A 26,645-nucleotide genomic window follows, 5' to 3' on the forward strand; every position below is an offset into this window, starting at 1 on the left:
CGCTAAGCGACTACCGTATCTAACAGGGGGCAACCCCCAACTACATCAGGCGTACTAGGGCTTAACTTCTGTGTTCGGCATGGGAACAGGTGTATCTCCTAGGCTATCGTCACTTAACTATGAGTATTCTCAACTCAAAATTGAATATCTATACTGTATCAAGAAACCTTAACGTTGTCAATATGTCTCAGTTACTTTCTTTGGATAAGTCCTCGAGCTATTAGTATTAGTCCGCTACATGTGTCACCACACTTCCACTTCTAACCTATCAACCTGATCATCTCTCAGGGCTCTTACTGATATAAAATCATGGGAAATCTCATCTTGAGGTGGGCTTCACACTTAGATGCTTTCAGCGTTTATCCCTTCCCTACATAGCTACCCAGCGATGCTCTTGGCAGAACAACTGGTACACCAGCGGTAAGTCCACTCTGGTCCTCTCGTACTAGGAGCAGATCCTCTCAAATTTCCTACGCCCGCGACGGATAGGGACCGAACTGTCTCACGACGTTCTGAACCCAGCTCGCGTGCCGCTTTAATGGGCGAACAGCCCAACCCTTGGGACCGACTACAGCCCCAGGATGCGACGAGCCGACATCGAGGTGCCAAACCTCCCCGTCGATGTGAACTCTTGGGGGAGATAAGCCTGTTATCCCCAGGGTAGCTTTTATCCGTTGAGCGATGGCCCTTCCATGCGGAACCACCGGATCACTAAGCCCGACTTTCGTCCCTGCTCGAGTTGTAGCTCTCGCAGTCAAGCTCCCTTATACCTTTACACTCTGCGAATGATTTCCAACCATTCTGAGGGAACCTTTGGGCGCCTCCGTTACCTTTTAGGAGGCGACCGCCCCAGTCAAACTGCCCGTCAGACACTGTCTCCGATAGGGATAACCTATCTGGGTTAGAGTAGCCATAACACAAGGGTAGTATCCCAACAACGCCTCACTCGAAACTGGCGTCCCGAGGTCATAGGCTCCTACCTATCCTGTACATGTGGTACAGATACTCAATATCAAACTGCAGTAAAGCTCCATGGGGTCTTTCCGTCCTGTCGCGGGTAACCTGCATCTTCACAGGTACTAAAATTTCACCGAGTCTCTCGTTGAGACAGTGCCCAAATCATTACGCCTTTCGTGCGGGTCGGAACTTACCCGACAAGGAATTTCGCTACCTTAGGACCGTTATAGTTACGGCCGCCGTTTACTGGGGCTTCAATTCATACCTTCGCTTACGCTAAGCACTCCTCTTAACCTTCCAGCACCGGGCAGGCGTCACCCCCTATACATCATCTTACGATTTAGCAGAGAGCTGTGTTTTTGATAAACAGTTGCTTGGGCCTATTCACTGCGGCTGACCATAAGTCAGCGCCCCTTCTCCCGAAGTTACGGGGCCATTTTGCCGAGTTCCTTAACGAGAGTTCTCTCGCTCACCTGAGGCTACTCGCCTCGACTACCTGTGTCGGTTTGCGGTACGGGTAGAGTATAATTAACGCTAGAAGCTTTTCTCGGCAGTGTGACATCACTAACTTCGCTACTAAACTTCGCTCCCCATCACAGCTCAATGTTAGAGATATAAGCATTTGACTCATATCACACCTCACTGCTTGGCCAGACACTTCCAATCGTCTGGTTTAGTTAGCCTACTGCGTCCCTCCATCACTATATACTCTAGTACAGGAATATCAACCTGTTGTCCATCGGATACACCTTTCGGTCTCTCCTTAGGTCCCGACTAACCCAGGGCGGACGAGCCTTCCCCTGGAAACCTTAGTCTTACGGTGGACAGGATTCTCACCTGTCTTTCGCTACTCATACCGGCATTCTCACTTCTATGCGCTCCAGCACTCCTCACGGTACACCTTCTTCGCACATAGAACGCTCTCCTACCATACCTATAAAGGTATCCACAGCTTCGGTAATATGTTTTAGCCCCGGTACATTTTCGGCGCAGGGTCACTCGACTAGTGAGCTATTACGCACTCTTTGAATGAATAGCTGCTTCTAAGCTAACATCCTAGTTGTCTGTGCAACCCCACATCCTTTTCCACTTAACATATATTTTGGGACCTTAGCTGGTGGTCTGGGCTGTTTCCCTTTCGACTACGGATCTTAGCACTCGCAGTCTGACTGCCGATTATATCTCGTTGGCATTCGGAGTTTATCTGAGATTGGTAATCCGGGATGGACCCCTCACCCAAACAGTGCTCTACCTCCAAGAGACTTAACATCGACGCTAGCCCTAAAGCTATTTCGGAGAGAACCAGCTATCTCCAAGTTCGTTTGGAATTTCTCCGCTACCCACAAGTCATCCAAGCACTTTTCAACGTGCCCTGGTTCGGTCCTCCAGTGAGTTTTACCTCACCTTCAACCTGCTCATGGGTAGGTCACATGGTTTCGGGTCTACGACATGATACTAATGCGCCCTATTAAGACTCGGTTTCCCTACGGCTCCGTCTCTTCAACTTAACCTCGCATCATATCGTAACTCGCCGGTTCATTCTACAAAAGGCACGCTCTCACCCATTAACGGGCTCGAACTTGTTGTAGGCACACGGTTTCAGGTTCTATTTCACTCCCCTCCCGGGGTGCTTTTCACCTTTCCCTCACGGTACTGGTTCACTATCGGTCACTAGAGAGTATTTAGGGTTGGGAGATGGTCCTCCCAGATTCCGACGAGATTTCTCGTGTCTCGCCGTACTCAGGATACTGCTAGGTATAAAGACTATTTCGAATACGAGGCTATTACTCTCTTTGGCCTACCTTCCCAGGTAGTTCTTCTATAATCTTTAAGTCCACGTTGCAGTCCTACAACCCCGAAGAGTAAACTCTTCGGTTTGCCCTCTTGCCGTTTCGCTCGCCGCTACTAAGGCAATCGCTTTTGCTTTCTCTTCCTGCAGCTACTTAGATGTTTCAGTTCACTGCGTCTTCCTCTACATTACCTTAACAGTAATGAGTGACAGGCATTACCTGCCGGGTTCCCCCATTCGGACATCTCTGGATCATTGCTCACTTACAGCTCCCCAAAGCATTTCGTCGTTAGTCACGTCCTTCATCGGCTTCTAGTGCCAAGGCATCCACCGTGCGCCCTTATTAACTTAACCTTATTTTGGTCTTTCGACCTAACTCATTAAATATTCACAGCGTTTCGGTTTATTTTCTTGTTACTATCTATATGTAATCAATTACATATGGAATTTGATATAGATATTCAATTTTCAATGGACAATACTTGAATCTTTCGATTCAATGGAGCCTAGCGGGATCGAACCGCTGACCTCCTGCGTGCAAAGCAGGCGCTCTCCCAGCTGAGCTAAGGCCCCACAAGACCTCTCAAAACTAAATAAGAAACTCAAGTACATTCCGTTTTTCCTTAGAAAGGAGGTGATCCAGCCGCACCTTCCGATACGGCTACCTTGTTACGACTTCACCCCAATCATCTATCCCACCTTAGGCGGCTGGCTCCAAAAGGTTACCTCACCGACTTCGGGTGTTACAAACTCTCGTGGTGTGACGGGCGGTGTGTACAAGGCCCGGGAACGTATTCACCGCGGCGTGCTGATCCGCGATTACTAGCGATTCCGACTTCATGTAGGCGAGTTGCAGCCTACAATCCGAACTGAGATTGGCTTTAAGAGATTAGCTTGCCGTCACCGACTCGCAACTCGTTGTACCAACCATTGTAGCACGTGTGTAGCCCAGGTCATAAGGGGCATGATGATTTGACGTCATCCCCACCTTCCTCCGGTTTATTACCGGCAGTCTCGCTAGAGTGCCCAACTGAATGATGGCAACTAACAATAGGGGTTGCGCTCGTTGCGGGACTTAACCCAACATCTCACGACACGAGCTGACGACAACCATGCACCACCTGTCACCGATGTACCGAAGTAACTTTCTATCTCTAGAAATAGCATCGGGATGTCAAGACCTGGTAAGGTTCTTCGCGTTGCTTCGAATTAAACCACATGCTCCACCGCTTGTGCGGGCCCCCGTCAATTCCTTTGAGTTTCAACCTTGCGGTCGTACTCCCCAGGCGGAGTGCTTAATGCGTTAGCTGCGGCACTGAATCCCGGAAAGGATCCAACACCTAGCACTCATCGTTTACGGCGTGGACTACCAGGGTATCTAATCCTGTTCGCTCCCCACGCTTTCGAGCCTCAGCGTCAGTTACAGACCAGAGAGCCGCTTTCGCCACCGGTGTTCCTCCATATATCTACGCATTTCACCGCTACACATGGAATTCCACTCTCCCCTTCTGCACTCAAGTTTGACAGTTTCCAAAGCGAACTATGGTTGAGCCACAGCCTTTAACTTCAGACTTATCAAACCGCCTGCGCTCGCTTTACGCCCAATAAATCCGGACAACGCTCGGGACCTACGTATTACCGCGGCTGCTGGCACGTAGTTAGCCGTCCCTTTCTGGTAAGCTACCGTCACAGTGTGAACTTTCCACTCTCACACTCGTTCTTGACTTACAACAGAGCTTTACGATCCGAAAACCTTCTTCACTCACGCGGCGTTGCTCGGTCAGGGTTGCCCCCATTGCCGAAGATTCCCTACTGCTGCCTCCCGTAGGAGTCTGGGCCGTGTCTCAGTCCCAGTGTGGCCGATCACCCTCTCAGGTCGGCTATGTATCGTCGCCTAGGTGAGCCGTTACCTCACCTACTAGCTAATACAACGCAGGTCCATCTTGTAGTGGAGCAATTGCCCCTTTCAAATAAATGACATGTGTCATCCATTGTTATGCGGTATTAGCTATCGTTTCCAATAGTTATCCCCCGCTACAAGGCAGGTTACCTACGCGTTACTCACCCGTTCGCAACTCATCCAAGAAGAGCAAGCTCCTCTCTTCAGCGTTCTACTTGCATGTATTAGGCACGCCGCCAGCGTTCGTCCTGAGCCAGGATCAAACTCTCATTAAAAACTTTAATAATTGTTCGAGCGTTAACTCATTACCGTCGTCTGACGATTTATTCTTGTAAATTGACAGGTTATAATGTCTTCTATCATAACCCTGCACTTGGTTTCTTATTCAGTTCTCAAAGGTCTTTGTCTCTCTTAAGACAACTTCTATATTCTAGCAAATCTAGAATACCTTGTCAACACTTTTTTGAAGTTTTTTTTACTTCTCGTGTCCGCTGTCTCTCCCGAAACAGCTTATTTATAATATCATCTCTATCTTGTCTTGTCAATAACTTGTATTGATTTTAATTTTCTTTTTTTTATAATACTTTTTAATAGTATTTCTTCTCTCGATTTATCTAAAAAAAGAAGAGTAAAACTCCTTACTCTTCTTCATCTTTATTTTTATTTTCAATTCTTTCTTTGACTTCATCGTAAGATAGGGCATGATTATCTTCTTCTGAATCTCCAAGAGAATCCTCCGGCATCTTACCAGTCTCATAAATTGACTTGATTTGTCCAGCATCAAGTGTTTCATACTTAAGCAAAGCTTCTGCAATGAGAGCATGTGTTTCTCGGTTGGCATTGATAATTTCAGCTGCTTTGTCATGTGCCTCAACTAAAAGTGATCGAATTTCTTCGTCAATAAGTTGAGCTGTATGAGTTGAGTAAGACTTATCTGTCGTAAATTGTCCTGGATTCATCGCATGATTACCCTCATATTGAACTGGTCCAAGTTTTTCGCTCATACCATATTCAGTAACCATTGCACGTGCTAACTGTGTTGCTTGCTCAAAGTCATTTGAAGCACCTGATGTTTGAACGTTGAAAATAATTTCTTCTGCAACACGTCCACCCATAAGACCTGCCAATTGTTCTTTTAGCTCATCTTTAGATGACAACATCTGATCCTCTTTTGGTAGAGAAATCATATAACCACCTGCGCGACCTCGTGGAACAATAGTAACCTTGTGAACATCACGAGCGCTAGAAAGTGTTAAACCAACAATTGTATGACCTGCTTCATGGTAAGCCACAACTTTACGTTCGTGTTCTGAAACTTGGCGGTCTTTCTTAGATGGTCCAGCAATAACACGATCCTCTGCTTCGTCGATATCACTAGCATCAATTCTAGTCTTACTACGTCGTGCAGCAACTAGGGCTGCTTCATTCAAGACATTCTCTAAGTCAGCTCCAACAAAACCTGGAGTTTGTTGAGCAACAACTTTAAGGTCAACATCTTCAGCCAATGGTTTATTCTTGGCATGGACTTTCAAGATAGCTTCTCGGCCTTTTACATCTGGGCGACCAACAAGAACTTTACGGTCAAAACGTCCTGGACGTAGGAGGGCTGGATCAAGAACATCACTGCGGTTGGTTGCAGCAATGACAATGATATTCTCATTTCCATCAAAACCATCCATTTCTATCAACAGTTGGTTAAGGGTTTGTTCACGTTCGTCGTTACCGCCGCCCATTCCAGTACCACGACGACGGCCAACCGCATCGATTTCATCAATAAAGATAATAGCACGTTCGGCCTTCTTAGCGTCTTCAAAAAGACTACGAACACGACTTGCTCCGACACCGACAAACATCTCTACGAAATCAGAACCTGAGATACTAAAGAAAGGAACATCTGCTTCACCAGCAACAGCTTTAGCAAGCAGAGTTTTACCTGTCCCTGGAGGGCCTTCAAGGAGAACCCCCTTAGGGATACGTGCACCAAGTGCTTTATATTTACGTGGATTTTTGAGGAAATCTACGACTTCTACAAGTTCTTCTTTTTCTTCTTCCGCACCAGCCACATCTGTGAAACGAACTTTAATATTCTCTTTTGATTGAGTCTTAGCACGGTTGCGGCCAAAATTCATTGCACCGCGGTTACCACCTTGATTCATCATGAAAAGGAAGAAAATAGCAATCCCAATCAAAGGTAGGTAACTAAAAAGATATGAAATCCAAGCACCACTTGAACTTTCACGTATCATTTTAACATTAACATCAGCTGCTTCTGATGCTGACTGCAATTTCTGCATGGTTGTTTCATTCTGCAGCACAGTCGATGTAAAGCTACGTGTCTCTGATGATGCACTACCTAAAAATGGTAGACTAAGATCAGTATCAACCTTTTCGGCCTTTTTGTAGCTACCTTTAACTTCAATGATACTACCGTCTGGCTGATAAGTGATAGATTTTACCTTACCATCTTCAATTTTCTTAACCAACTGTGTGTAAGACAATTGTTGACTTGGGCTTTGGCTTCCTCCTGCAAAGTATTGTACTCCGGTTACAACCGCAATAATAACTATGATGTAGAGAAAAGCGTTCCGTAAGAAGCCATTATTATTTTTATTATTCATAAATTAATTAGACCTTTACTTATTTTGTATAAATTTCTTCTTTTAGGACACCGACATAAGGGAGGTTACGGTATTTTTCATCATAGTCTAGTCCGAAACCAACGATAAATTCATTAGGAACATCGTAACATACGTAATCTGCCTCAATATCAACAACACGACCTTCTGGTTTATCAAAAAGAGTTGCGATTTTGACTGAATTGGCTTTACGATACTTGAACATATCTCGAAGATAAAGGAGCGTACGACCTGTGTCAATGATATCTTCAATAAAGATGATGTCTCGTCCTTCAACATTAGTGTCAACATCTTTAAGAATCTTTACTTCACCGCTGCTGACAGTTCCGCCACCATAACTAGAAACGACCATAAAGTCCATCTCAATATGGGTGTCGATATGTTTGATAAGTTCTGCCATAAATGGAACAGCACCTTTCAAAACACAGACTAGTAAAGGATTTTTCCCCGCATAATCCTCTGTCAATTGTTGTCCTAGTTCTTTAGTTTTAGCTACGATATCCTCTTGGGAAAAGAGGACTTTTTTAATGTCTTTTTCTAACATTTGGGTTCCCTTTCTCGAAGTCAATATTCTGTTATTATACCACTTTTACTTCAATCATCGTTATTTGAACATGGTATTTGATTAGAAATTCTTATAAATGACTACAGTGCCATAAAGTATAGCATTTTCAGGTCTTTTTTTCAAATAGAGACGCCCAGCAACATAAAGAAAAATAATCTGATCATCTTGTTCTCCTATAATGGCTTTTTGACGATCCTTCTCTAAAATCTTTTTGTCTATAAATAGTCGTCTTAACTTTTTATGGTGACTACCAAGGTCAATCTTATCGCCTTCTTTTCTATGACGAATCACTATTGGGGAATCTGACCAAATACTAATAGTATCTGAGTTAGAAACGTCATTGAATTCTGAAAAACTCAAGGTATAATCCTCAAACTCAACAGATTTTCCAAATTCTAAGAGACAAGGAGGGGATAAAGAGATAGCCTCTTCTTTCCTTACTAGGAAAGAAGTCTGTGTTTTTACTAGTTCGTAACCATTTTTTAGTGGTATCTTCCCTGAACCATTTTTTCTTAGATAACTTATCAATTGATTAAATTGGCCTTTAGAAAGCTGTAAATCAGGAAAGGTATCTAAATAGTTCTGAAGAAGAAAGAGCTGGACAGAATCTGACTGTTGCTGAAAAACAGATAAATCAGTGATAGTAATATCCTTTGTTAACTCCCCTAAAGCTTGCTTCAAAAGACCAATCTCCTCGGCTAAAAGACAAAGGTGCTCCTTAAATTTAGGATTTTCCTGAGATAAGGTAGGAAGATAGGTCAGTCTGATGCGATTTCGAAGATAGGCTAGTGACGTATTACTCCGATCTTCAAAATGGAAAGTTACGGGAAGTTGATCTTTCGTAAGATGCAAAAAGGGACGAATAATCTGACCAGTGCCAAATGGTCTGATCGCTGATATTCCTGTCAGGTGTCTTAAACGACTTCCTCTCAACAGTCTCATAAAAATCGTCTCTGCTTGATCATCTGCATGATGGGCTGTTACAAGAGCAGAGTAATCATAATCTTTCATGACCCGCTTAAAAAACTCATAGCGAAAGGTACGGGCAGCATTTTCTGAAAACTTTCCTGAGAAGGCACTATAGTGAAAAGGGACCTTATGTTCCTTTGCCCAATGACGTAAATACGCTTCTTCATGCTCCGACTCTTGTCGTTGTTTATGGTTAACGTGAGCAATCCCCAACTGAATATCCAAATCTTTTTGATGGTTATACAAAAAGTGCAGCAAACTCATAGAGTCTGCTCCACCTGATACTGCTACTAAAATTTTCTTGTGCTGGTTAAAATAACCCTTGGCTTGCATCATTTGCAACAATTTTTGTGTCATTATTTTAAAATTCCATAAACATCATCTGCAATTGAGGTGATTTTGTCATAGCCCTCTTTATCCGTAAAAATCGATAGAATAAAGGGAGAATCTGCATAAACAATAGCGACGTCATGTTTAAAGTCGTAGGCATCACCAATTTTATGAGCGACGGGAACATCAATGTTTTTGGAAATACGTTCGCCATCATAGTCCGTACTTGAAAGATAAGTGATAATATCTCCATTTTGTCTATAAACAGCCTCCATCAAAGTACCTGCGGCTCTAGCAGTCAACTCCTTTTTATCCATATTCCACGAAGTCGCTGCGGCTTTATCTACTGATTTTTGGAAGGCCTTGTCATACTGATTAGTTACATAATAACCTAATATATTTGTCGCTACATTATCTGAGTTTTGGGCTACAGCCTTTAACAGATTTTCCAAACTATAATTCTTATCATCAGGCATCTTACTAATCTTTCCAGAACCATCTGAATCATAGGCACCTGGAAAACCATTTACAGCTGAGGTATATTGATACTCATCTGATAATGATAATTTCTTTTGAGACAGACGTTCCTGTGCATAATAGAGTACTCCAAGCTTGGCTACGCTTGCTGCATACATGCTTTTTTCGTCATTGATAGCAGCTACTCGGTCCGTATCTAGCTGTTTAACATAAACTGAGATGCGCTCTTGATTGTTATACTTCTCATTAAGGACTTTTTGAACAGCCTCGATGCGATTGTCAGTCATTGATAAATCAGAAGCGTTAATCCACCCCTCTCCGTCTACCAAATAGTAGATTCCTGCATGCGTCTGAGCTGCTTGGCTAACCTTAATGGGTTTAAAACTAGCGAGTTTGGAGTCAGCTTTTTCAGTTCCTAAAACGTAAGGTTCTTTGTATACCGTTAAACCATCTTTAGTCCAGAAGGTCATATCTACTGGTTTTTGATTATAGATACTGTCGTCTACAATTGATTTCTGACTAGCGGCTACATAATCACCATCTTGAAGTTGGAAAACAGGCTCACCTTTAGCATTCCAAAAAATAGCAGAAATCGATAGTTTGGTATCCGCTTGGATACTGGTTTTAAATTCTGTTAAATCCTTGTTCTTGTAAGTTAGGATAGTTGTTATCGTTCTTGGATTTTTAGGAATCTGTTTAAATTGAGTCAAGCTAGCTGTAGTATTTTGAGTCAATTTTTGGACCTGTTTTGGGGTCAGAGTTAGCTCCTTCTCCATAGGAAGTAAGACCAGGGGGCTAGAAGATACAAGCACAACAGTTGCAGCTAGTAAGAGCTTTTTCATGCTTGCTTCTTCACCTCCTCTTTCCTCGGTAATTCCGTTTTAAGTTGCTGATTTTTTTCTGATAGTTCCTCTAACTTGGCTTCTGAATAGGTTAAAAAAGTTTCTACAGTTTTTAGTAAATCTTTCATTAGGGTAATAAGCTTGGTACAGGATAGATTGACTCTCCTTCACGTGAATAATAGTACTTAGCACGCGCATATTTCTCGGCGAAAGCATCATCCTTAAGTTTCTTAGCCAAATCCTTTCGTTCCTTTGTCTGATCTGACAATTTATCATAGTCTTTCTGAAGCGACAAGACTTCCTTCTCTTGCTGTTTGATATTCATATAGGTCTCAACCAGATTGTAGGTTGGCAAGATAAAGAGTAAAACAACCACAAAGAGAATCCACCCCATAAAGCGATTCCTTTGTTCGTGTTCGGCACGCTCTAATCGTTGCTCTTGATTGGCATTATCAATGTAATCGTTCGTAAGCTGTACAATATTAGGCTTCTTGCTCATCTGCTTCAATCCTTGTTTCACTTATAATCTCGTACATTTTTGCCGCATCTTCTTTTTTAGTACTGTCTTTCATTTCTAAAACACGGACAGTTAAAAGTTTATTTCCAAAACGAACTTCCACTTGGTCACCAATTTTTAAATCTGTAGATGACTTAGCGAGTACTCCATTTACTTTTATACGTCCTTTATCAGCCACTTCTTTAGCAACTGGACGGCGTTTGATAATTCGTGATACTTTTAAATATTTGTCTAATCTCAATGTTACTGTTTCCTTTTCGTTAGGATATCTCTTCTATGATAGCATTTTTTTGAGAAAATAGGGGACTAAAGCCTTTTCAAGTACAAAAATAAGAGAATCGACACTAGTCGACCCTCTCAGGAGATTTATGAAAAAGAAAAGTTTTAGGATGTTTTATATTATAGAGAGACTTACTTAAACTTTCCTTAAGCTTCTTTTTTTTCTTTACGTTCTTTGATTTCCATAAATGTCTGTCCAAAAATCTTTAATTCTTCAAGAATCTCATAGTCTTTCTTGTTACGAACATCAAAAGTAATCTCTACTTTCCCTTGGTTATCACTGATTTTTGCTTTTAAATGCGTTTTAGAGATGGCTTCGAAATAGTCTTGAGTCAAGAAGAATTTAAGAGAGGCTTTTTCGAAACGAACAATAATAGTATCGTTCTTACGCTCGACTAATTCTGCAAAGGCAGCATCTAAATAGGCCTTAACCAGACCAATCTCAATGAGATAGGCAACTTGGTCTGGATATTCTCCAAAGCGGTCAATAAGCTCATCTTGAAGGTCTTGATAGTCTTTCTGATTCTCAATTTCTCGAATACGCTTATAAATTTCAATTTTTTGGCGCTCGTCAGAAATATAGTCGGAAGGGAGGTAAGCATCAATCTGAAGATTGAACTCTGCATTTCCTTTACGGCGAACTTGAGTTTTACCTTGACGTTTATTGATAGCCTCTTCCAAGAGTTGCGAGTACATTTCGAATCCGACTGAGTCAATGAAACCACTTTGAGAAGCACCAAGAATGTTACCGGCACCACGAATTGATAAATCACGCATGGCAATTTTGAAACCTGATCCCAGTTCTGTAAAGCCCTTAATAGCATCCAATCGCTTCTCAGAGACTTCCGTCAACACTTTATCAGGACGATACATGAGATAGGCATAAGCAATTCGATTACTACGTCCCACACGACCTCTCAACTGATAAAGAGTAGATAAGCCCATATGATCTGCATTCTCAATAAAGAGCGTATTAACGTTAGAGATATCAATCCCTGTCTCGATAATTGTCGTTGCTACCAAAACATCGTAATCACCATTCAAGAAATCCAAGAGGGTATTCTCCAACATAACCTCACTCATCTGACCATGAACAAATCCGATACGTGCTTCAGGGACCAGCTCATGTAGTTCAGAAACTTTTTGATCAATGGTTTCAACACGATTATAAACATAAAAAATCTGGCCGCCTCGGTCCATCTCTCTTAATATCGCTTCTCGAATAAGACCAGGATTGGTTTCCATAACATAAGTTTGAACTGGATAACGGTTGGTAGGTGCTGTCTCAATAATCGACAAATCACGAATACCTAACATAGACATATGAAGCGTACGAGGAATAGGTGTCGCAGTTAGCGTAAGGACATCAACCTTAGCTTTCAACTCCTTAAGTTTTTCTTTATGCTTCACGCCAAAACGTTGTTCTTCATCAATTACTAGCAAGCCTAAGTCAGAGAACTTAACATCTTTAGACAGCAGGCGGTGGGTACCGATAATAATATCAATACGCCCTTTAGCTAGATTTTCAATAGTCTCATTTTGCTCTTTTTTACTTCTAAAACGACTGAGTTCATCTACTTCAACAGCATGATTTTCAAAACGTTCTTTAAAATTCAAATAATGCTGATGGGCAAGAACTGTTGTAGGAACTAGGATAGCAACTTGCTTTCCATCATTGACTGCCTTGAAGGCAGCACGCATAGCTACCTCTGTCTTACCAAAACCAACATCACCCACCAAGAGACGATCCATGGGTTTGTCTGACTCCATGTCTGCCTTAATTTCCTTGATAGAACGCAATTGATCCTCTGTCTCAGCATAGGCAAAATCATCTTCGAAATCCCTTTGGTTATCATCATCTGGTGAAAAAGCAAAACCTTTAAGTTGACTACGCTCAGCATAAAGTTTTAAGAGATCATCGGCAATATCCTCTACTTGCTTGCTTACTTTTTGTTTAGTCTTTTGGAAACGCCCATCATTGAGTTTATTAATTTTAGGCTCTTTTCCGTCCGCTGATACATACTTAGAGAGACTCTCAATCTGCTCAACAGGTAGAGAAATTGTTGCAGCATCCTGATATTGGATGGTCAAGTAGTCACGATGCACCCCTTTAATCTCAATAGTCTCAATACCTTTAAATTGACCGATACCATGAGTCTGGTGTACAACATAATCACCTTTTTCAAGTTCATTGTAATCTTTGAGACGCTCAGCATTGGAAACGTGACTGGCACGCGCACGACGTTTTACTTTTTTATGAAAAATCTCACGTTCAGTGACAAGAACAAGCTTTTCATCCGCAAAGTAAAAACCATTGGATAAGTTTCCTAAGACTAACTGAGGCTTATGAGGTATCAAATCTCCAAAGCTACTAAGGGGTAAATCTAAATCATATTCTTCCAAGGTTTCCTTCAAAGATTTGAGCTGCTTCTCAGACCCCACTTGTAAAATAACTGTTGCCTTATTCTTGGTATAGCGATGTATTTCATCAACTAGAAGTGGGAACTGGTTAAAGAACTCTTGCATAGGGTATTGCGTGAATTGATACAACTTATCAAATTTAAGATTTCCCAATCCCTTATGAAAATTCGAAAAGAAACTAGCTGGCTGATAGTTACGTAAAGTCTTAAATGAATCCACTAAGTAATTTAGATGACTCAGAGACTTGCCCTGATGAAGATCTTCAGTTAAAAGATTAGCCACTTCCAACTCAAGACGTCCATGGCGGTCCACTATCTTTTGAAAATCATCAATGAATACAGGAGCTCCCTTTGGAAGGTAGTCAAATAAGGTGTAAGCTTTATCATAAAAGAGAGACAAAAACTTACGTAAATCTTTATGACGGTAACCATCAATCGTAACCGAAAGAACATCCTCAAGGTAAGCCTTATGAGGACCTTCTGCCTTTGAGACCGCACTTTCCAAAGTCTTCTCAGCACGTTGGTAATCTTCTCTTGTTAAGATAATATCATCTGCCGGAGATACGATAATATGCTCTAAATTGTCTAAAGATTTCTGACTATCGCTATCAAACTGACGAATACCATCAATCTCATCTCCAAAAAATTCTAAACGGTAAGGGAGTTCTGCAGTCAGTTCATAAATATCTAAAATATCGCCCCTACGACTGAACTCACCAGGGGAGAGAACCTGCTCTACTCTTTGGTATCCAATATGAGTCAGATGCTTACTGAGAGCCTCTAAATCATGTTCCTCCCCTAGTGTTAAGTCAATGCGAGAGTCTTTATAAACCTCAGGATTAGGCAAATGTAACTTAGTACCAACTAAACTCGTAACCAAAACCCCACTGGCCTCTTTATCTATTAAAAAATTAAGACTTTCGAGACGAGAATGGGTCTTTTCTGGAGAAGCGAAGATAAACTCTGCAGCTACTACATCATCTGCAAAAAAAGAATAAACCTTATCCTCTCCTAAGATAGCTGATAAATCTCCTGTTAGTTGCTCAGCTTCATTTTGTGTTGAAGTAACGATTAGAATCTTAGGAACCTGCTCAGAAAGGGCAGATGCCATGACAACTGCCTTGCTGGAACCAGAAAATCCCATGACCAACTGCCTACTCAATAAGGTTACTTTATCACGCCACTCAAGCAATTGATGATTCTTCTCAAAAAGATCTAATAGGGTATTAGCCATTATAACGCCTCATAGTGTCTTCGAAATCATTGGTTTTAAGGTAATGATTGAGAGCCGTCTCTACCTTGTCTAAAGTCAGTAAAATTGTGGCATAATCATCTTCACTAAATTTTCCAAGGACATGATTAACGACCGTCATTCCTTTCTGTGGGCGACCAATACCAATTTTTATACGGTCAAATTCTTGAGTGCCAGTTTCAGCAATGATAGATTTAATCCCATTATGACCACCTGCTGAACCTTTTTGACGAAAGCGCAATTTCCCAACTTCCATATCTAAGTCATCGTAAATGACGATAAAATCCTCTACAGGAATATTGTAATAAGCTAGTAATGCTCTAACAGCTAGACCTGATAGATTCATAAAGGTTGTTGGTTTCACAAAATAAACCTTCTCACCATTTAAAAAGGTCGAAGCCACTTCAGCCTTAAAGGTCTTTTCCTCAGAAAAGGTTAATCCCAGTTCCTTAGCCATTAGGTCAATGGCCATAAAACCAACATTGTGACGTGTCTCATGGTATTTTGAACCAGGATTTCCCAAGCCAACTACTAATTTTGTCATTATTTCTCCTCTTCGATAAACAGCAAAAGGACTGAAAAATACTTTTCAGCCTTGTGCACTATTTTTTATTTTCTAAACGTTGAAACGGAATTCCATAATATCGCCATCTTGGACAACATATTCTTTTCCTTCTTCACGAAGGCGACCAGCTTCCTTAACAGCTTTCTCAGAACCATATTTAATGAGATCATCGTAAGACATGGTTACAGCACGGATAAATCCTTTCTCGAAGTCAGAGTGGATAATTCCTGCTGCTTGTGGAGCCTTGATGCCTCGTTTAAAGGTCCAAGCACGTACTTCTTTCTCACCAGCAGTAAAGTAAGTTCCAAGACCAAGCAAGTGATAGGCTGCGCGTGTCAGTTTATCAACTCCTGATTCTGTCAAACCAAGGTCTTCCAAGAACATTTCTTTGTCTTCATCATCCAATTCAGAAATTTCTTCCTCAACACGTGCCGAGATAACAACTACTTCTGCATTTTCAGTCGCTGCAAACTCACGAATTTGTTTGACATAATCAATATCATCAGGATTTGCGACTTGGTCTTCATCAACGTTAGCCACATAAAGTACTGGTTTTGTTGTCAAGAGGAAGAGTCCCTTAACAATTTTTTGCTCTTCCTCAGTAAAATCAATCGTACGTGCAGACTTACCATCTTCTAGAACAGGTTTAATCTTTTGAAGAATATTAAACTCTGCCACAGAATCTTTATCTTTTTGTGTACGCGCAATTTTTTCGACACGCGCATAACGTTTGTTAATTGATTCAAGGTCAGCCAAAATCAATTCTAGGTTGATTGTATCGATATCAGCCATCGGATCTACAAAGGCATCCTCACGCCCTTGTTCACGCATAACATTTTCATCATCGAAAGCACGAACCACATGGACAATCGCATCTACTTCACGAATGTTCGCCAAGAACTTATTTCCAAGACCTTCACCCTTTGATGCTCCTTTTACGATACCCGCAATATCTGTGAACTCAAATGTGGTTGGAACTGTCTTTTTAGGGGTAATAAGTTCAGTCAGTTTCGTCAAACGCTCGTCTGGTACCTCAACCATTCCGACGTTTGGATCAATTGTCGCGAAAGGATAGTTAGCAGCTTCCGCACCCGCTTTTGTAATTGCATTGAAAAGAGTTGATTTACCAACGTTTGGCAAACCAACGATACCTGCTGTTAAAGCCATTAATTTATTTCTCCATAAAAAAGTAATTCAGTTAATTATAACACAAAAATTGTTAAAATTAGGCAACTTCCCTTTGAGAATCAGAAAAAGGGAAGCAAGGCAAAGAATGCTATAAAGAAGATAATTGGGGACTCTAGAAAGTTTTTATATTGCTAGTAAACTAATTTCCTTAACATAAGAATCTCCTTATCTAGACTCCTCAATGTCTGTTATAAAATCTTCTTAAGTTTCTTTTCGAAATCATGACGACTCATCATAACCACATGATCACAATTCGTACAACGGATCTTAATGTCAGCTCCAAGACGGGTCACTTCCCATTCATTAGCTTTTTTTCCTGTTGCTTTGATGGTACAAGCATGTGGTTTTTTCATTTCAACTAAACTTCCAATTTGATACATAGACTTCCTCTCTAGTAAAAAAGTTATCCACAGTGGATAACTTTTTCGATTTTAGTTTGTTCTTACAGGTGTAATCAATTGAATAAAATTCTCACTGTCATCTGCTGGCGTCAAAGTAAATGGGCGCACTGGTGAAATGAAACGTACACGGACAGTCTCACTCTTAAGAGCTTTCAAAGCATCTATTAGGTAGGTTGGGTTGAAACTAATGACCAAATCACTACCTGAAACATCTTGCACGTCAATATCCTCATTCACCTTTCCGACTTCTGGTGAATTAACATGGGCACTGACACTGCCATTGATGATTTCGAGTTTGACGGTACCACTTTGACTAGCATTAGAAATCAAATATGAACGTTCCATAGCAGAACGAAGGCTAGCTGTCTCGAAAACAACTTCTGTTTCAAATGAATCAGACAAGAGACGATTTGTGTCTGGATAATTTCCTTCAAGTAGACGTGTATAGAAAGAAATTGTTTCACTACGGAATAGAATTTGATTTGCTGAGAAGAAAACCTCTAAGTTTTCAATATCATCGCTAAAGACTGCCGATAATTCTTTAAGTGAGCGACTTGGGATTACAACATCAAAGTTATCTGCAGAATGCTCCAAAACAAGTTGGCGTTGGCTCATACGGTGAGAGTCCGTTGCTACAGCTTTGAGATCTTTATGATTTGAAAGAACGAAGTGAACACCGGTTAAAATTGGACGACTTTCTTGTGTGCTTGCTGCGAATGAAGTTTCAGCAATGATAGATTTTAACACTTTTGTGTCCATGAGTAATGGTGTCAAACTATCAACTTCCTGAATACGGGGATATTGTTCAACATCTTTCCCTTTTAAGGTAATTTCTGATTTACCACTCTTCAGTAAAACTTGGTATTGTTCGATTTCTTCAAAAGTAAGGGTAACATCAGGCAAGCTTGAGACAACATTAATGAAAAAGTTGGCTTCCAAAAGGATACTACCTGGCTGTGTAATTAATAGGCCTGCATTTTCTTCTGAAACTGAGATACTATTTTCAATTGAGATTTGCCCATTTGATCCTGTCAAATAGATACCATCACTGGTAACTTCGATTTTAATCGTTGATAGAATTGGGATAGCATTTTTAGAAGAAATAGCACGGCGAGTCGTATGAAGTGCTTGTAAGAAATAAGCTTTATTAATAGCAAATTGAATCATGATGCTCCTTTATTTTAGTAGTATTATTTTAGTAGTAGTAGTAGGTCTTGTGGACACTGTGCATAAGTCTACAAAACATAGTTTTATCAATGCTTTAAACTTGTGCACAGCCTGTGGAAAAGTTTGGATAATTTTTAATAGTTATCCACAAGTATCATTTTATCTTGTTTTTGATGCTATCAATTTCAATGCGTAAACTGTCATCTTGAGCAATCATATTTTTGATTTTATTGTATGCATGTAAGACAGTTGAGTGGTCTCTTCCTCCAAATTCTTTTCCAATTTTCGGAAGAGAGTTATCAGTCATTTCACGCGCAAGATACATGGCTACCTGACGTGCCAAGACAATATTTTGTGTTCGTTTAGTTGCCTTGATCTCTTTTACAGTGACATTATAAAATTTTCCTACCTCAGTTTGGATATCCTCAATCGGAATAAGAGTTAACTTAGGACCATCCATTTTACGTGCGCGAATGGCTTCAGCAGCTACTTCAACTGTGATAGTATCTAACTGGCGAACATTGGCAACTAAGCTAATATCTTTTAAGGCTCCTTCTAAGTCACGGACATTTGAATCAAATTGGCCAGCTAAATACTCAATTGTTTCAGGAGGAAAATGATAATCATAGTCCATAATCTTATTAGTAAGAATGGCCACTCGCGTTTCAAAGTCAGGTGGTGTGATATTGACGGTTAACCCCCATTTGAAGCGCGTGACAAGACGCTCTTCCATTTCGTTCAATTGATCTGGATTACGGTCGCTGGTCAGGACAATTTGTTTATTATTATTGTGAAGGACATTGAAAGTATTGAAAAATTCCTCTTGAGTGGCTTGCGTTGATTTTTTAGCCAAAGATTGAATATCATCAATTAAGAGAACGTCCAGATGACGGTATTTAAGTTTTAGTTCATCCATTTTATCTAAACGGATATGGACAACAAATTCATTAATGAAATTCTCTGCAGTAATGTATTTGATACGTGCTTGAGGATTATCATGTAAGACCTTGTTACCAATGGCATTGAGTAAGTGAGTTTTTCCGAGACCAGGTCCTCCATAAATAAATAGAGGGTTATACGTAGCTCCTGGTGAATCAGCTACAGCTAAAGATGCAGCAACTGACCAACGGTTTTCATCCCCCTGAATAAAATTATCAAAGGTGTACTTACTATTTAAGTCAGAGTCCAATGTAGGAAGAGCAGGTGTTTGCTGTTCCTTTTTATTGCCAAAGTCATTGTTTGTTACAGTTGAATTTGCCTCGTTTAAGAGTGCTTCGTCAAAGACGTACTCAACTTTGATTTCACTATTATAGGCTTCAAAACCAGCCATCAAAATGAAAGATTGCATATTCTTTTCCCAGAATAGCTTTTTGACTTCTTCAAGCAGAATTGTAGCAACGTTATTTTGAACTTTGATGAGCTTGGTATCCAGGACATAATAATCAAAAGTGGCTTGTGTTAGTTCCTCTTTGGCCAGCTCTAAGAGCTTATTCCAAAAAAAATGCTCTTTTTCGGTCATTCCATCAATTCTCCTTCTTTATTCTTGTTCTCTGATTCTATCATAAAACAAAAAAGTTTTCCACAGGTCCGGAGATAAAAGTTCCTTAAGTTATCCACAAGCAAAAAAGACAATTAACATTGTGCACAAGAGTTATCCACAAGTTGTGAATAAAAAAAGAAACCCTCTTAAATAAAGGGAGGGCCACCGTTTTATGATGTGGATAAGTTTGTTTTTTTTTGCTACTCAATTCACAGGTCAAATAAGCTTGTTGATAATTCTGTTAAAATCTTCTTCTGTCGAAAAGTGGATCTGAATAGTTCCAGAGTGGTTTTTGTGATAACGAAGAGTAACAGGGAGACCAAGTGATTTTTCAAGTTCTTTTTCTTTATCTTTTATATGAATATCTTTTTTTGATTTTTGTTTTTTTGATTTTTGTTTTTTTGGAAGTTCTTGAAGTCTTTTTTCCAGGGTACGAACTGACCATTTTTCAGTAAGGACCTGATGATAGATAGTTAATTGCTTTTTTGTATCCTCAATAGCTAAAAGTGCTCTAGCATGTCCTTGACTCAATTTGCCATTTTCGATACTCGTCTGTATCTCTTGGGGAAGTTGGAGGAGTCTGAGAGAGTTACTGATATAGGGTCTGGATTTTCCCATAGCTTTCGCCAGTTCCTCGTGATTATAAGCTAGCTCATTAATTAAACTACGATAGGCCTTTGCTTCTTCAATGGGATTGAGATTCGATCGTTGTAAATTTTCAATAATAGCTTGTTTACGGCTTTCTTGATCTGTAACTTCCTTTACAACTGCAGGGATTTCTGTCATTCCTAGACGTTTACAGGCACGTAAACGTCTTTCCCCAGCAATTAGTTCATAACCAATAATATCCGATTTTCGGACAATGATTGGCTGTATCAGTCCATTTTCTGAGATTGATTGGCTTAGCTCTGCTAATTCTTCATCAGAGAACTCTATACGAGGTTGAAAAGGATTGGGATAGATGTCACTAATAGGTAGAGCTTTGAGTTGTTCTTGCATGTTATTCCTTTCCAAAAAAGACCTTTACATTATTGTAAAGGTCTTTTGACAGATTTGTCAATGACTTAGTCAGACAAGTCTTCTGTAGATTTTGTTAATTTAAGTTCTTCAGTTTTCTTCTCTTTACCACGATAGAAGGTTACCTTGATTGTATCTCCAATACTATGGCTGTAAAGATTGGTTTGAATATCAGTTTTTGAGCTGATTTCCTTACCGTCAATTTCAGTGATAACATCATTTTCTTGAAGTTTACCGTCAGCTGGCATACCTTTTTGAACGCTGCCGACTACAACTCCAGCTTTCACATCATCTGGTAAATCTAATTTAGAAGTTGCACTGCTAGAAAGGCTGTTAAGATCGGCCATTGAGATTCCTAGGGCTGGTCGTGTAACTTTACCGTCTTTTTCCAATTGATTGATGATTTCGACAACATCGTTTGATGGAATGGCAAATCCCATACCTTCAACGGCACTACCAGCGACTGCTGACGTTGATGAAATTTTACTTGAGTTAATACCGATAACTTGTCCTTCGATATTGACTAAGGCACCACCTGAGTTACCAGGGTTAATGGCAGCATCTGTTTGGATAGCATTTGTTGAAACAGTTTCACCATTGTCGTTTTGCATAGTTACGGTACGGCTAAGGCTAGAAACGATTCCCTCTGTTACTGAGTTGGCGTATTCGGTACCAAGTGGGCTACCGATAGCAATTGCCTTCTCACCGACTGTGAGAGAGTTTGAGTCTGCAAATTCCGCTACGGTTTTAATTTTATCTGAAGAAACTTTGACAACTGCTAGGTCAGAGTAAGTATCTTTACCAACGAGTTCACCAGTAATTTTTGATCCATCTGAAAGCATGATTTCAAGTTTTTTAGCGCCATCGACAACGTGGTTGTTGGTTACGATGTAGGCCTCTTTCCCATCTTTTTTATAGATGACTCCAGAACCTTCACCAGCGACTTGCAACCCATCAGAATCTTTTGATTTGTCTTGGTTAGAGTCAGAACTATCATCTCCACCAAAGATACGGCCATAAAGTTCATTTAGAGAATCTGAAGATGATCCTTCTTGGTAATTGATGACAGAAACAACGGCATTTTGTACTTTCTTAACAGCTTTAGTTGTATCTGTTGTATTATTGTATACGGTCTTAGCTGTTTTAACACCTGTATCTGTTGAATTGGTAAAAGATACCCCTGCTGCTGTTAGTAGGATAAAGGCACCTAGTAAACCACCTAGTAAGCCAATAACAAGCATTGCAATTGGCGCTACTATTTTTTTCCAGTTAAATTTTTTCACGTTTAGTCCTCCTTTTTGATAAACATATCAAAGTAAGCTTAATTATATCATAAAGTGATTTTAAAAAACAGTTATCAACAGTCTGTGGATAAGTTTCAAAAAGTGTAGATAAGAAGCTATTTTATAGGGATAACTAAAGATTCTTAACAGTAAAAAGGTGTGGATAAGGTGTTAAAAGATTGTGGATATGTGCTATAATAAGCCTATGAAAGTTAAATTGATTACCGTTGGAAAATTGAAAGAAAAATATTTGAAAGATGGCATTGCGGAGTATGTCAAACGACTAGGACGCTTTACAAAATTTGAGTCTATAGAATTAACGGATGAAAAGACGCCAGATAATGCAAGCGAAGCTGAAAATAAAGCTATCCTAGACAAAGAGGGGCAGCGTATCTTGGCTAAAGTAGGTGATCGTGATTATGTCATTGCCTTGGCTATTGAAGGAAAACAATTTCCCTCGGAGCAATTTGCTAAAGAGTTAGAGCAGGCGACCCTTAGAGGCTATTCAGATATTACTTTTATTATAGGGGGAAGTTTGGGACTCTCTCCTACAGTGAAAAAGAGGGCTAATCAATTGATGAGTTTTGGTCTCTTAACGTTCCCTCATCAACTTATGCGCCTTGTATTAGTAGAACAAATTTATCGTGCATTCATGATTCAGCAGGGAAGTCCTTACCATAAGTAGAAGAAGGAAACAGACATGTTCAGAATGAAAAAACGCTCCTATCGTGTTTTTGAAGGATTACGGGTAGCAACTCTAGTAAGTTATATAGGGGGCTTCATTGATGCCTATACTTACAATACTCAAGACGGACGATTTGCAAGTATTCAGACAGGTAATCTCCTTTATTTGGTTATTCATCTTGTTGAGGGGCATATTGCAAGAGCTTTCAGCTATGTGATACCTATTTTTTTCTTTGTTTTAGGTCAGTTTTTTGTTTTTTTTGTTAAGAAGTGGCTCATTAACCATAAATGGGGATGGCATTTGCAAGCGATTAGACTTGCCTTTCTCTTGATGACTATTCTCGCCATTATTACACCTTACGTTGATTCTACTATTACGATTGCAGGCTTGGCATTTTTTGCCTCTCTTCAGGTAGGGATTTTTAAGCGTGTCAGAGGGGTAAATTATGCTTCCTTCATGATGACTGGTAATATTACGAATACCTCTTTAACCGTTGCCAGGGCTATTGACGAGGGGGATCCCAAAGTGCTTAAACAAGCTTCTTATACTACTATTATCATCTTTACATTTATGGTAGGAGTTGCAGCCTCAACTTGGTTTGCTCAATATTTACATGAATACAGCCTATATACGACTTTGCTTCCCTTGTTTGTTTTAAATTATTTCCTATTTATCGAGGCAAAAGAAAAACGCAACTAGAGATTCTAGATTGCGTTTTTTTATCTGATCCCAGCAGGATTCGAACCTGCGACCGTTCGCTTAGAAGGCGAATGCTCTATCCAGCTGAGCTATGGGACCAATAACTCTATTAGTTTACAAAATATAAAGCAACATGTCAATACTTTGTAAAAGCAAGATAAAAACTAACGTAAAATTCGAATAAATTTAGCAAAATTTAATATTTTTTTTGAAAAAAAGTATAGACAAAATCGAATACTCTGATATAATAATAAGAGTGTTAACGAGATAAAAATCTCAGAACTTGGTCCGTTGGTCAAGGGGTTAAGACACCGCCTTTTCACGGCGGTAACACGGGTTCGAATCCCGTACGGACTATTTTTGCTACTTAGCAGTTTTATCCGCCATAGCTCAGTTGGTAGTAGCGCATGACTGTTAATCATGATGTCGTAGGTTCGAGTCCTACTGGCGGAGTGATAAGACACCTCAAGTTGTATAGCTTGAGTTTTTTTGTACCCAAAGATAAATAGGTCTGGAACAATTGTTCCAGACCTATTTAATTTAAGATAATCAGCGTTTTTGAATAACCGTTATTTTTCTGATGAAATAAGCGTAGCAACAAAATATGATACTTGCCAATAGACTAATCAATAAACCTGTCTTAAGACCATAGGGAATGAAGGTTAGAACAACTTTACCTTTCCCACTAGGGACATCAACTTTCATGAACCCCTTTTGAGCTCTATGAATCTTAACTTTTTTATGATTTATGGTCGCTGTCCACCCCTTATCGTATGGAATGGTGAAGAATAGTGAGGCATTCGTTTTACTACTATAATCAACGAACACTTTATTATTTGACGTCGTAACCTTGCTATCACGTTCATTAATAGTATCCATAGCTATCTGATAGTTTTGAGTATCAAGGGCATAAAAACTAGGATTATCAAAGGATATTGCTTTATTGCCAGGAAAACTAAGTTTGATGGTAACCATTGATTCTGTTTCAAAGTAGCCAAGATCGAAGAAATCAAAGGTATTATCAGTAACTTGATTCCTTGTCACACCATTTACAGTAATTGACAGAGAGTGGTTATTGTCATCGGACCAAGAAATATTAGGAACACTAACATAGAGTTGACTATGTGGTGGAGCGATGACTCGATAGGTTATTGTAACAAAATCTTGATTCGAGTTGCTAACGTTTTTAGCCACGCGCTGATTCAAAGACTTAGCATCTTGATCAAAGAGTTGAGATGGAGCTCGTTTAAAATAGTTTAAGTTAAGTCCAGATAGAGCATTTAACAAGCTAGTTTGATTGTCAAGCGTATTGACAGTGAAGTCAATATTCTTGTAAATGCCATCAGTTAAGATAGCAAGCTGGCTTGCATTATTATTTTGATAAAGCCCCATTGTTTTCTCAGAAGTTACGTGATTAAAACCATACTTATTAAGGTCAAAGTTCGATAAATTATATTTTATTCCGAAGAGACTATCAGCGATAATGGTGTTATTTTGGTAACGTAGGTTTAAATTAGTCCCTTCAGATTTGAAGCCTAACCTATCGAGTGTTGAGCTTGAAGCAGTATTTCGAATGGATGAAAACTGAGAAATACCATTATAGTTAAATTTCATACTGTCGTTACCAGTTTGAGCCTCTAACCTTTCAGTACGGTAAAAAGTCTTATTCGCTTGCTTAGTATCTGAAACTAGTTTTGTAATGGCAGACATATTTCGTAGGTAGCCTTCACGAGTTGGGAATACCCACTCATTTCCCAGAGCTCCAACAACATAGTAAGTACTTAATGCAAGCTCAAAAATGCAGAATAAGAAGGTGAAACAGCGAAAAACACTCCTAGGAATTTGCTGTCTAAAATAGCTAATAAATAGAATGGCATAGGCTAGAAGAAATGCTAGGCTTAATAGCCAGGAGACTGATTCAATAAAGCTATAATGAGATTGGAAAATCCAAGTTAGTAAGTAAGCGGTACTCAATCCTAAGAAAGATAGGAGGAGTCTTTTAAAAGAAAAGTTTTTAATTCGGTTGAGTGTTTCTCCTGCCAAAAGAACAATTAGGAGAGATAGGAGCCAAGAATAGCGATGGAGAAACATGTTGGGTGCATGCATTCCTTGCCAAAACAAATCAAGAGGCTGTAAGTAGAAGCTAGCGATAAAGAAAGCTACTAATAGGAGATAACCTATACGTAATGATAGCTTGACTTCCCTACTAATAAAGAAAAGTAGAAAAAGAATCAAAGGTAAGATTCCCACATAGATCATAGGTATTGATCCAAATTTAGTAGTATCGTAAACTCCAACGAGATTTTTCGCAAAGAAGTCAAAATAATAGGTGGACTCTGTCAATAAACTTGACGCGCCTGTAAACTTTTCACCATGTGTGGTCAAGTCAAGTAGTGTTGGTAGTAGCATGACAGCACTACTTAAACCAGCAAGTATAGAAACAATTCCAAAGTCTATGAAATGAAGAATCTTACTCTTCCATCCCTTGATAGTTATCAATTGTACTATGGTGTAAAGGGTTAGGAAAATAGCCATCATATAACCAAAATAGTAATTTTGGATAAAAAGGCAGTTTAAGCTAAAAAAGTATAAGCCCCGTTTATTGAATCTTAGTAAGAGGTGTAAACCTAATATGATTAGAGGTGCTAGAATAAAGGCATCTAGCCAGGTATTAATTTCTAACTGACTGGTAGCGAAGCTCATCAAAGAAAATCCTGTAGAAAGACATAGGATGAAACTTCTTGACACTTTTGTAAAGAGCCGCTTAAAACTAAAAGATCCTGATAACCCAATAAGACCGAATTTAAGTAGTGTTATATAATAAAAAGCATCGGCCATTTGGTTGACAGTAAAGAAATAGTAAAGTGGAGACAAGAAAGAACCTAGGTAATAACTTGTTAGAGCATAGAAATTAAGCCCTAGACCACTTGTAAAGGTGTAAAAGAGGCTCCCATCTCCATGAAGTATATTCCGAAGTCCAGTTGCAAAAATCACATACTGATGAAAACCATCACTTGTTAAAATAGTCCGCTCACTACCAGGATAGATTTTTTGGCTATACAGCACCCCTATCATGATTAGTACTGGCAAGAAAAAAGCAGCCAGATAAAATAATAAAGTCGTATGGTATTTTTTATTTGTCATAATGATACTAAGACAGGTTGGGA

18 protein-coding genes, 4 tRNA genes and 3 rRNA genes are annotated in these 26,645 nt (G+C 39.8%); 4 read left to right on the forward strand and 21 right to left on the reverse strand.

Annotated elements, in window-relative coordinates; genetic code table 11:
* Position 1: 1 nt before the first annotated feature.
* The 19 genes from rrf to ADH51_RS09430 all read right to left on the reverse strand — a co-directional run bounded on the left by rrf (position 2) and on the right by ADH51_RS09430 (position 22,094).
* Positions 2 to 117: ribosomal RNA gene (gene rrf / locus ADH51_RS09340) — 5S ribosomal RNA — on the reverse strand.
* 83 nt (positions 118 to 200) lie between these two features.
* Positions 201 to 3,100, reverse strand: a 23S ribosomal RNA gene (locus tag ADH51_RS09345).
* Between the two features lie 146 nt (positions 3,101 to 3,246).
* Positions 3,247 to 3,319, reverse strand: a tRNA-Ala gene (locus ADH51_RS09350).
* Between the two features lie 54 nt (positions 3,320 to 3,373).
* A 16S ribosomal RNA gene (locus ADH51_RS09355) occupies positions 3,374 to 4,921 on the reverse strand.
* Together the 16S, 23S and 5S rRNA genes with 1 tRNA gene alongside form the textbook arrangement of a ribosomal RNA operon.
* A gap of 363 nt (positions 4,922 to 5,284) precedes the next feature.
* On the reverse strand, positions 5,285 to 7,264 hold the full coding sequence (ftsH, locus tag ADH51_RS09360) for an ATP-dependent zinc metalloprotease FtsH (RefSeq protein ID WP_048676416.1): 1,980 nt from the start codon (positions 7,262 to 7,264) through the stop codon (positions 5,285 to 5,287).
* 19 nt (positions 7,265 to 7,283) lie between these two features.
* Positions 7,284 to 7,826, reverse strand: a complete 543-nt coding sequence (hpt, locus tag ADH51_RS09365) for a hypoxanthine phosphoribosyltransferase (RefSeq protein WP_002883962.1) — start codon at positions 7,824 to 7,826, stop codon at positions 7,284 to 7,286.
* 81 nt (positions 7,827 to 7,907) lie between these two features.
* Positions 7,908 to 9,173 carry a tRNA lysidine(34) synthetase TilS gene (tilS, locus tag ADH51_RS09370; RefSeq protein ID WP_048676418.1) on the reverse strand — a complete coding sequence of 422 codons (1,266 nt, stop codon included), beginning with the start codon at positions 9,171 to 9,173 and terminating at the stop codon, positions 7,908 to 7,910.
* Positions 9,173 to 10,465 carry a serine hydrolase gene (locus ADH51_RS09375; RefSeq protein ID WP_048676420.1) on the reverse strand — a complete coding sequence of 431 codons (1,293 nt, stop codon included), beginning with the start codon at positions 10,463 to 10,465 and terminating at the stop codon, positions 9,173 to 9,175. The genes tilS and ADH51_RS09375 overlap by 1 nt, the downstream gene beginning before the upstream one ends.
* Positions 10,462 to 10,593 carry an SP_0009 family protein gene (locus ADH51_RS09380; RefSeq protein WP_002883955.1) on the reverse strand — a complete coding sequence of 44 codons (132 nt, stop codon included), beginning with the start codon at positions 10,591 to 10,593 and terminating at the stop codon, positions 10,462 to 10,464. Before ADH51_RS09380 ends, ADH51_RS09375 begins: the two co-directional genes overlap by 4 nt.
* The gene (locus ADH51_RS09385; RefSeq protein ID WP_002886276.1) at positions 10,593 to 10,964 is read right to left on the reverse strand and encodes an FtsB family cell division protein; all 372 of its coding nucleotides are present in this window, start codon (positions 10,962 to 10,964) and stop codon (positions 10,593 to 10,595) included. The genes ADH51_RS09380 and ADH51_RS09385 overlap by 1 nt, the downstream gene beginning before the upstream one ends.
* Positions 10,948 to 11,223 carry an RNA-binding S4 domain-containing protein gene (locus ADH51_RS09390; RefSeq protein ID WP_002883975.1) on the reverse strand — a complete coding sequence of 92 codons (276 nt, stop codon included), beginning with the start codon at positions 11,221 to 11,223 and terminating at the stop codon, positions 10,948 to 10,950. Before ADH51_RS09390 ends, ADH51_RS09385 begins: the two co-directional genes overlap by 17 nt.
* 185 nt (positions 11,224 to 11,408) lie before the next feature.
* On the reverse strand, positions 11,409 to 14,915 hold the full coding sequence (gene mfd, locus ADH51_RS09395) for a transcription-repair coupling factor (RefSeq protein ID WP_048676424.1): 3,507 nt from the start codon (positions 14,913 to 14,915) through the stop codon (positions 11,409 to 11,411).
* Positions 14,908 to 15,477 carry an aminoacyl-tRNA hydrolase gene (gene pth / locus ADH51_RS09400; protein ID WP_002883957.1) on the reverse strand — a complete coding sequence of 190 codons (570 nt, stop codon included), beginning with the start codon at positions 15,475 to 15,477 and terminating at the stop codon, positions 14,908 to 14,910. The genes mfd and pth overlap by 8 nt, the downstream gene beginning before the upstream one ends.
* A 72-nt stretch (positions 15,478 to 15,549) precedes the next feature.
* Entirely contained in the window at positions 15,550 to 16,665 is a 1,116-nt protein-coding gene (gene ychF / locus ADH51_RS09405) for a redox-regulated ATPase YchF (protein WP_002883967.1), read from the reverse strand.
* Between the two features lie 209 nt (positions 16,666 to 16,874).
* Complete coding sequence (locus ADH51_RS09410; RefSeq protein WP_002883961.1) at positions 16,875 to 17,066, reverse strand: DUF951 domain-containing protein; 192 nt, start codon at positions 17,064 to 17,066, stop codon at positions 16,875 to 16,877.
* A 51-nt stretch (positions 17,067 to 17,117) separates the two neighbouring features.
* The gene (dnaN, locus tag ADH51_RS09415; protein ID WP_002883965.1) at positions 17,118 to 18,254 is read right to left on the reverse strand and encodes a DNA polymerase III subunit beta; all 1,137 of its coding nucleotides are present in this window, start codon (positions 18,252 to 18,254) and stop codon (positions 17,118 to 17,120) included.
* Between the two features lie 154 nt (positions 18,255 to 18,408).
* On the reverse strand, positions 18,409 to 19,773 hold the full coding sequence (dnaA, locus tag ADH51_RS09420) for a chromosomal replication initiator protein DnaA (protein ID WP_048676427.1): 1,365 nt from the start codon (positions 19,771 to 19,773) through the stop codon (positions 18,409 to 18,411).
* A 237-nt stretch (positions 19,774 to 20,010) separates the two neighbouring features.
* Entirely contained in the window at positions 20,011 to 20,793 is a 783-nt protein-coding gene (locus ADH51_RS09425) for a ParB/RepB/Spo0J family partition protein (protein WP_048676430.1), read from the reverse strand.
* A gap of 65 nt (positions 20,794 to 20,858) precedes the next feature.
* On the reverse strand, positions 20,859 to 22,094 hold the full coding sequence (locus ADH51_RS09430) for a S1C family serine protease (protein WP_048676433.1): 1,236 nt from the start codon (positions 22,092 to 22,094) through the stop codon (positions 20,859 to 20,861).
* 205 nt (positions 22,095 to 22,299) lie between these two features.
* Here ADH51_RS09430 and rlmH point away from each other — a divergent pair, with 205 nt between their 5' ends.
* Both rlmH and ADH51_RS09440 read left to right on the forward strand, forming a co-directional pair.
* Positions 22,300 to 22,779: a 23S rRNA (pseudouridine(1915)-N(3))-methyltransferase RlmH gene (gene rlmH / locus ADH51_RS09435; protein WP_014632473.1), complete on the forward strand. Its 480-nt coding sequence runs from the start codon at positions 22,300 to 22,302 to the stop codon at positions 22,777 to 22,779.
* Positions 22,780 to 22,794: 15 nt separating this feature from the next.
* A complete protein-coding gene (locus ADH51_RS09440; RefSeq protein ID WP_013991345.1) occupies positions 22,795 to 23,478 on the forward strand; it encodes a YoaK family protein in 684 nt (227 codons plus the stop codon).
* A 25-nt stretch (positions 23,479 to 23,503) separates the two neighbouring features.
* On the opposite strand, the gene ADH51_RS09445 is transcribed toward ADH51_RS09440, so the two are convergent.
* Positions 23,504 to 23,577: transfer RNA gene (locus tag ADH51_RS09445), tRNA-Arg, on the reverse strand.
* A gap of 186 nt (positions 23,578 to 23,763) precedes the next feature.
* Between ADH51_RS09445 and ADH51_RS09450 the strand changes: the two genes are divergently transcribed.
* Positions 23,764 to 23,835, forward strand: a tRNA-Glu gene (locus ADH51_RS09450).
* A 22-nt stretch (positions 23,836 to 23,857) separates the two neighbouring features.
* Positions 23,858 to 23,931: transfer RNA gene (locus tag ADH51_RS09455), tRNA-Asn, on the forward strand.
* A 96-nt stretch (positions 23,932 to 24,027) separates the two neighbouring features.
* Here ADH51_RS09455 and ADH51_RS09460 read toward each other — a convergent pair.
* The gene (locus ADH51_RS09460; RefSeq protein WP_048676436.1) at positions 24,028 to 26,622 is read right to left on the reverse strand and encodes a YfhO family protein; all 2,595 of its coding nucleotides are present in this window, start codon (positions 26,620 to 26,622) and stop codon (positions 24,028 to 24,030) included.
* Positions 26,623 to 26,645 lie beyond the last annotated feature (23 nt).

Origin of the sequence: Streptococcus sp. 449_SSPC (assembly GCF_001073005.1) — a bacterium.
GTDB classification, from domain to species: Bacteria; Bacillota; Bacilli; order Lactobacillales; family Streptococcaceae; genus Streptococcus; species Streptococcus salivarius_F.

Coding starts and splice junctions, on each gene's coding strand:
- ychF (WP_002883967.1), bottom strand. CDS start 16,665: ATGGCTTTAACAGCAGGTATCGTTGGTTTGCCAAACGTTGGTAAATCA.
- rlmH (WP_014632473.1), top strand. CDS start 22,300: ATGAAAGTTAAATTGATTACCGTTGGAAAATTGAAAGAAAAATATTTG.
- hpt (WP_002883962.1), bottom strand. CDS start 7,826: ATGTTAGAAAAAGACATTAAAAAAGTCCTCTTTTCCCAAGAGGATATC.
- ADH51_RS09385 (WP_002886276.1), bottom strand. CDS start 10,964: ATGAGCAAGAAGCCTAATATTGTACAGCTTACGAACGATTACATTGAT.
- mfd (WP_048676424.1), bottom strand. CDS start 14,915: ATGGCTAATACCCTATTAGATCTTTTTGAGAAGAATCATCAATTGCTT.
- dnaA (WP_048676427.1), bottom strand. CDS start 19,773: ATGACCGAAAAAGAGCATTTTTTTTGGAATAAGCTCTTAGAGCTGGCC.
- ADH51_RS09380 (WP_002883955.1), bottom strand. CDS start 10,593: ATGAAAGATTTACTAAAAACTGTAGAAACTTTTTTAACCTATTCAGAA.
- ADH51_RS09440 (WP_013991345.1), top strand. CDS start 22,795: ATGTTCAGAATGAAAAAACGCTCCTATCGTGTTTTTGAAGGATTACGG.
- ADH51_RS09425 (WP_048676430.1), bottom strand. CDS start 20,793: ATGCAAGAACAACTCAAAGCTCTACCTATTAGTGACATCTATCCCAAT.
- dnaN (WP_002883965.1), bottom strand. CDS start 18,254: ATGATTCAATTTGCTATTAATAAAGCTTATTTCTTACAAGCACTTCAT.
- ftsH (WP_048676416.1), bottom strand. CDS start 7,264: ATGAATAATAAAAATAATAATGGCTTCTTACGGAACGCTTTTCTCTAC.
- pth (WP_002883957.1), bottom strand. CDS start 15,477: ATGACAAAATTAGTAGTTGGCTTGGGAAATCCTGGTTCAAAATACCAT.
- ADH51_RS09460 (WP_048676436.1), bottom strand. CDS start 26,622: ATGACAAATAAAAAATACCATACGACTTTATTATTTTATCTGGCTGCT.
- ADH51_RS09410 (WP_002883961.1), bottom strand. CDS start 17,066: ATGTATCAAATTGGAAGTTTAGTTGAAATGAAAAAACCACATGCTTGT.
- tilS (WP_048676418.1), bottom strand. CDS start 9,173: ATGACACAAAAATTGTTGCAAATGATGCAAGCCAAGGGTTATTTTAAC.
- ADH51_RS09375 (WP_048676420.1), bottom strand. CDS start 10,465: ATGAAAAAGCTCTTACTAGCTGCAACTGTTGTGCTTGTATCTTCTAGC.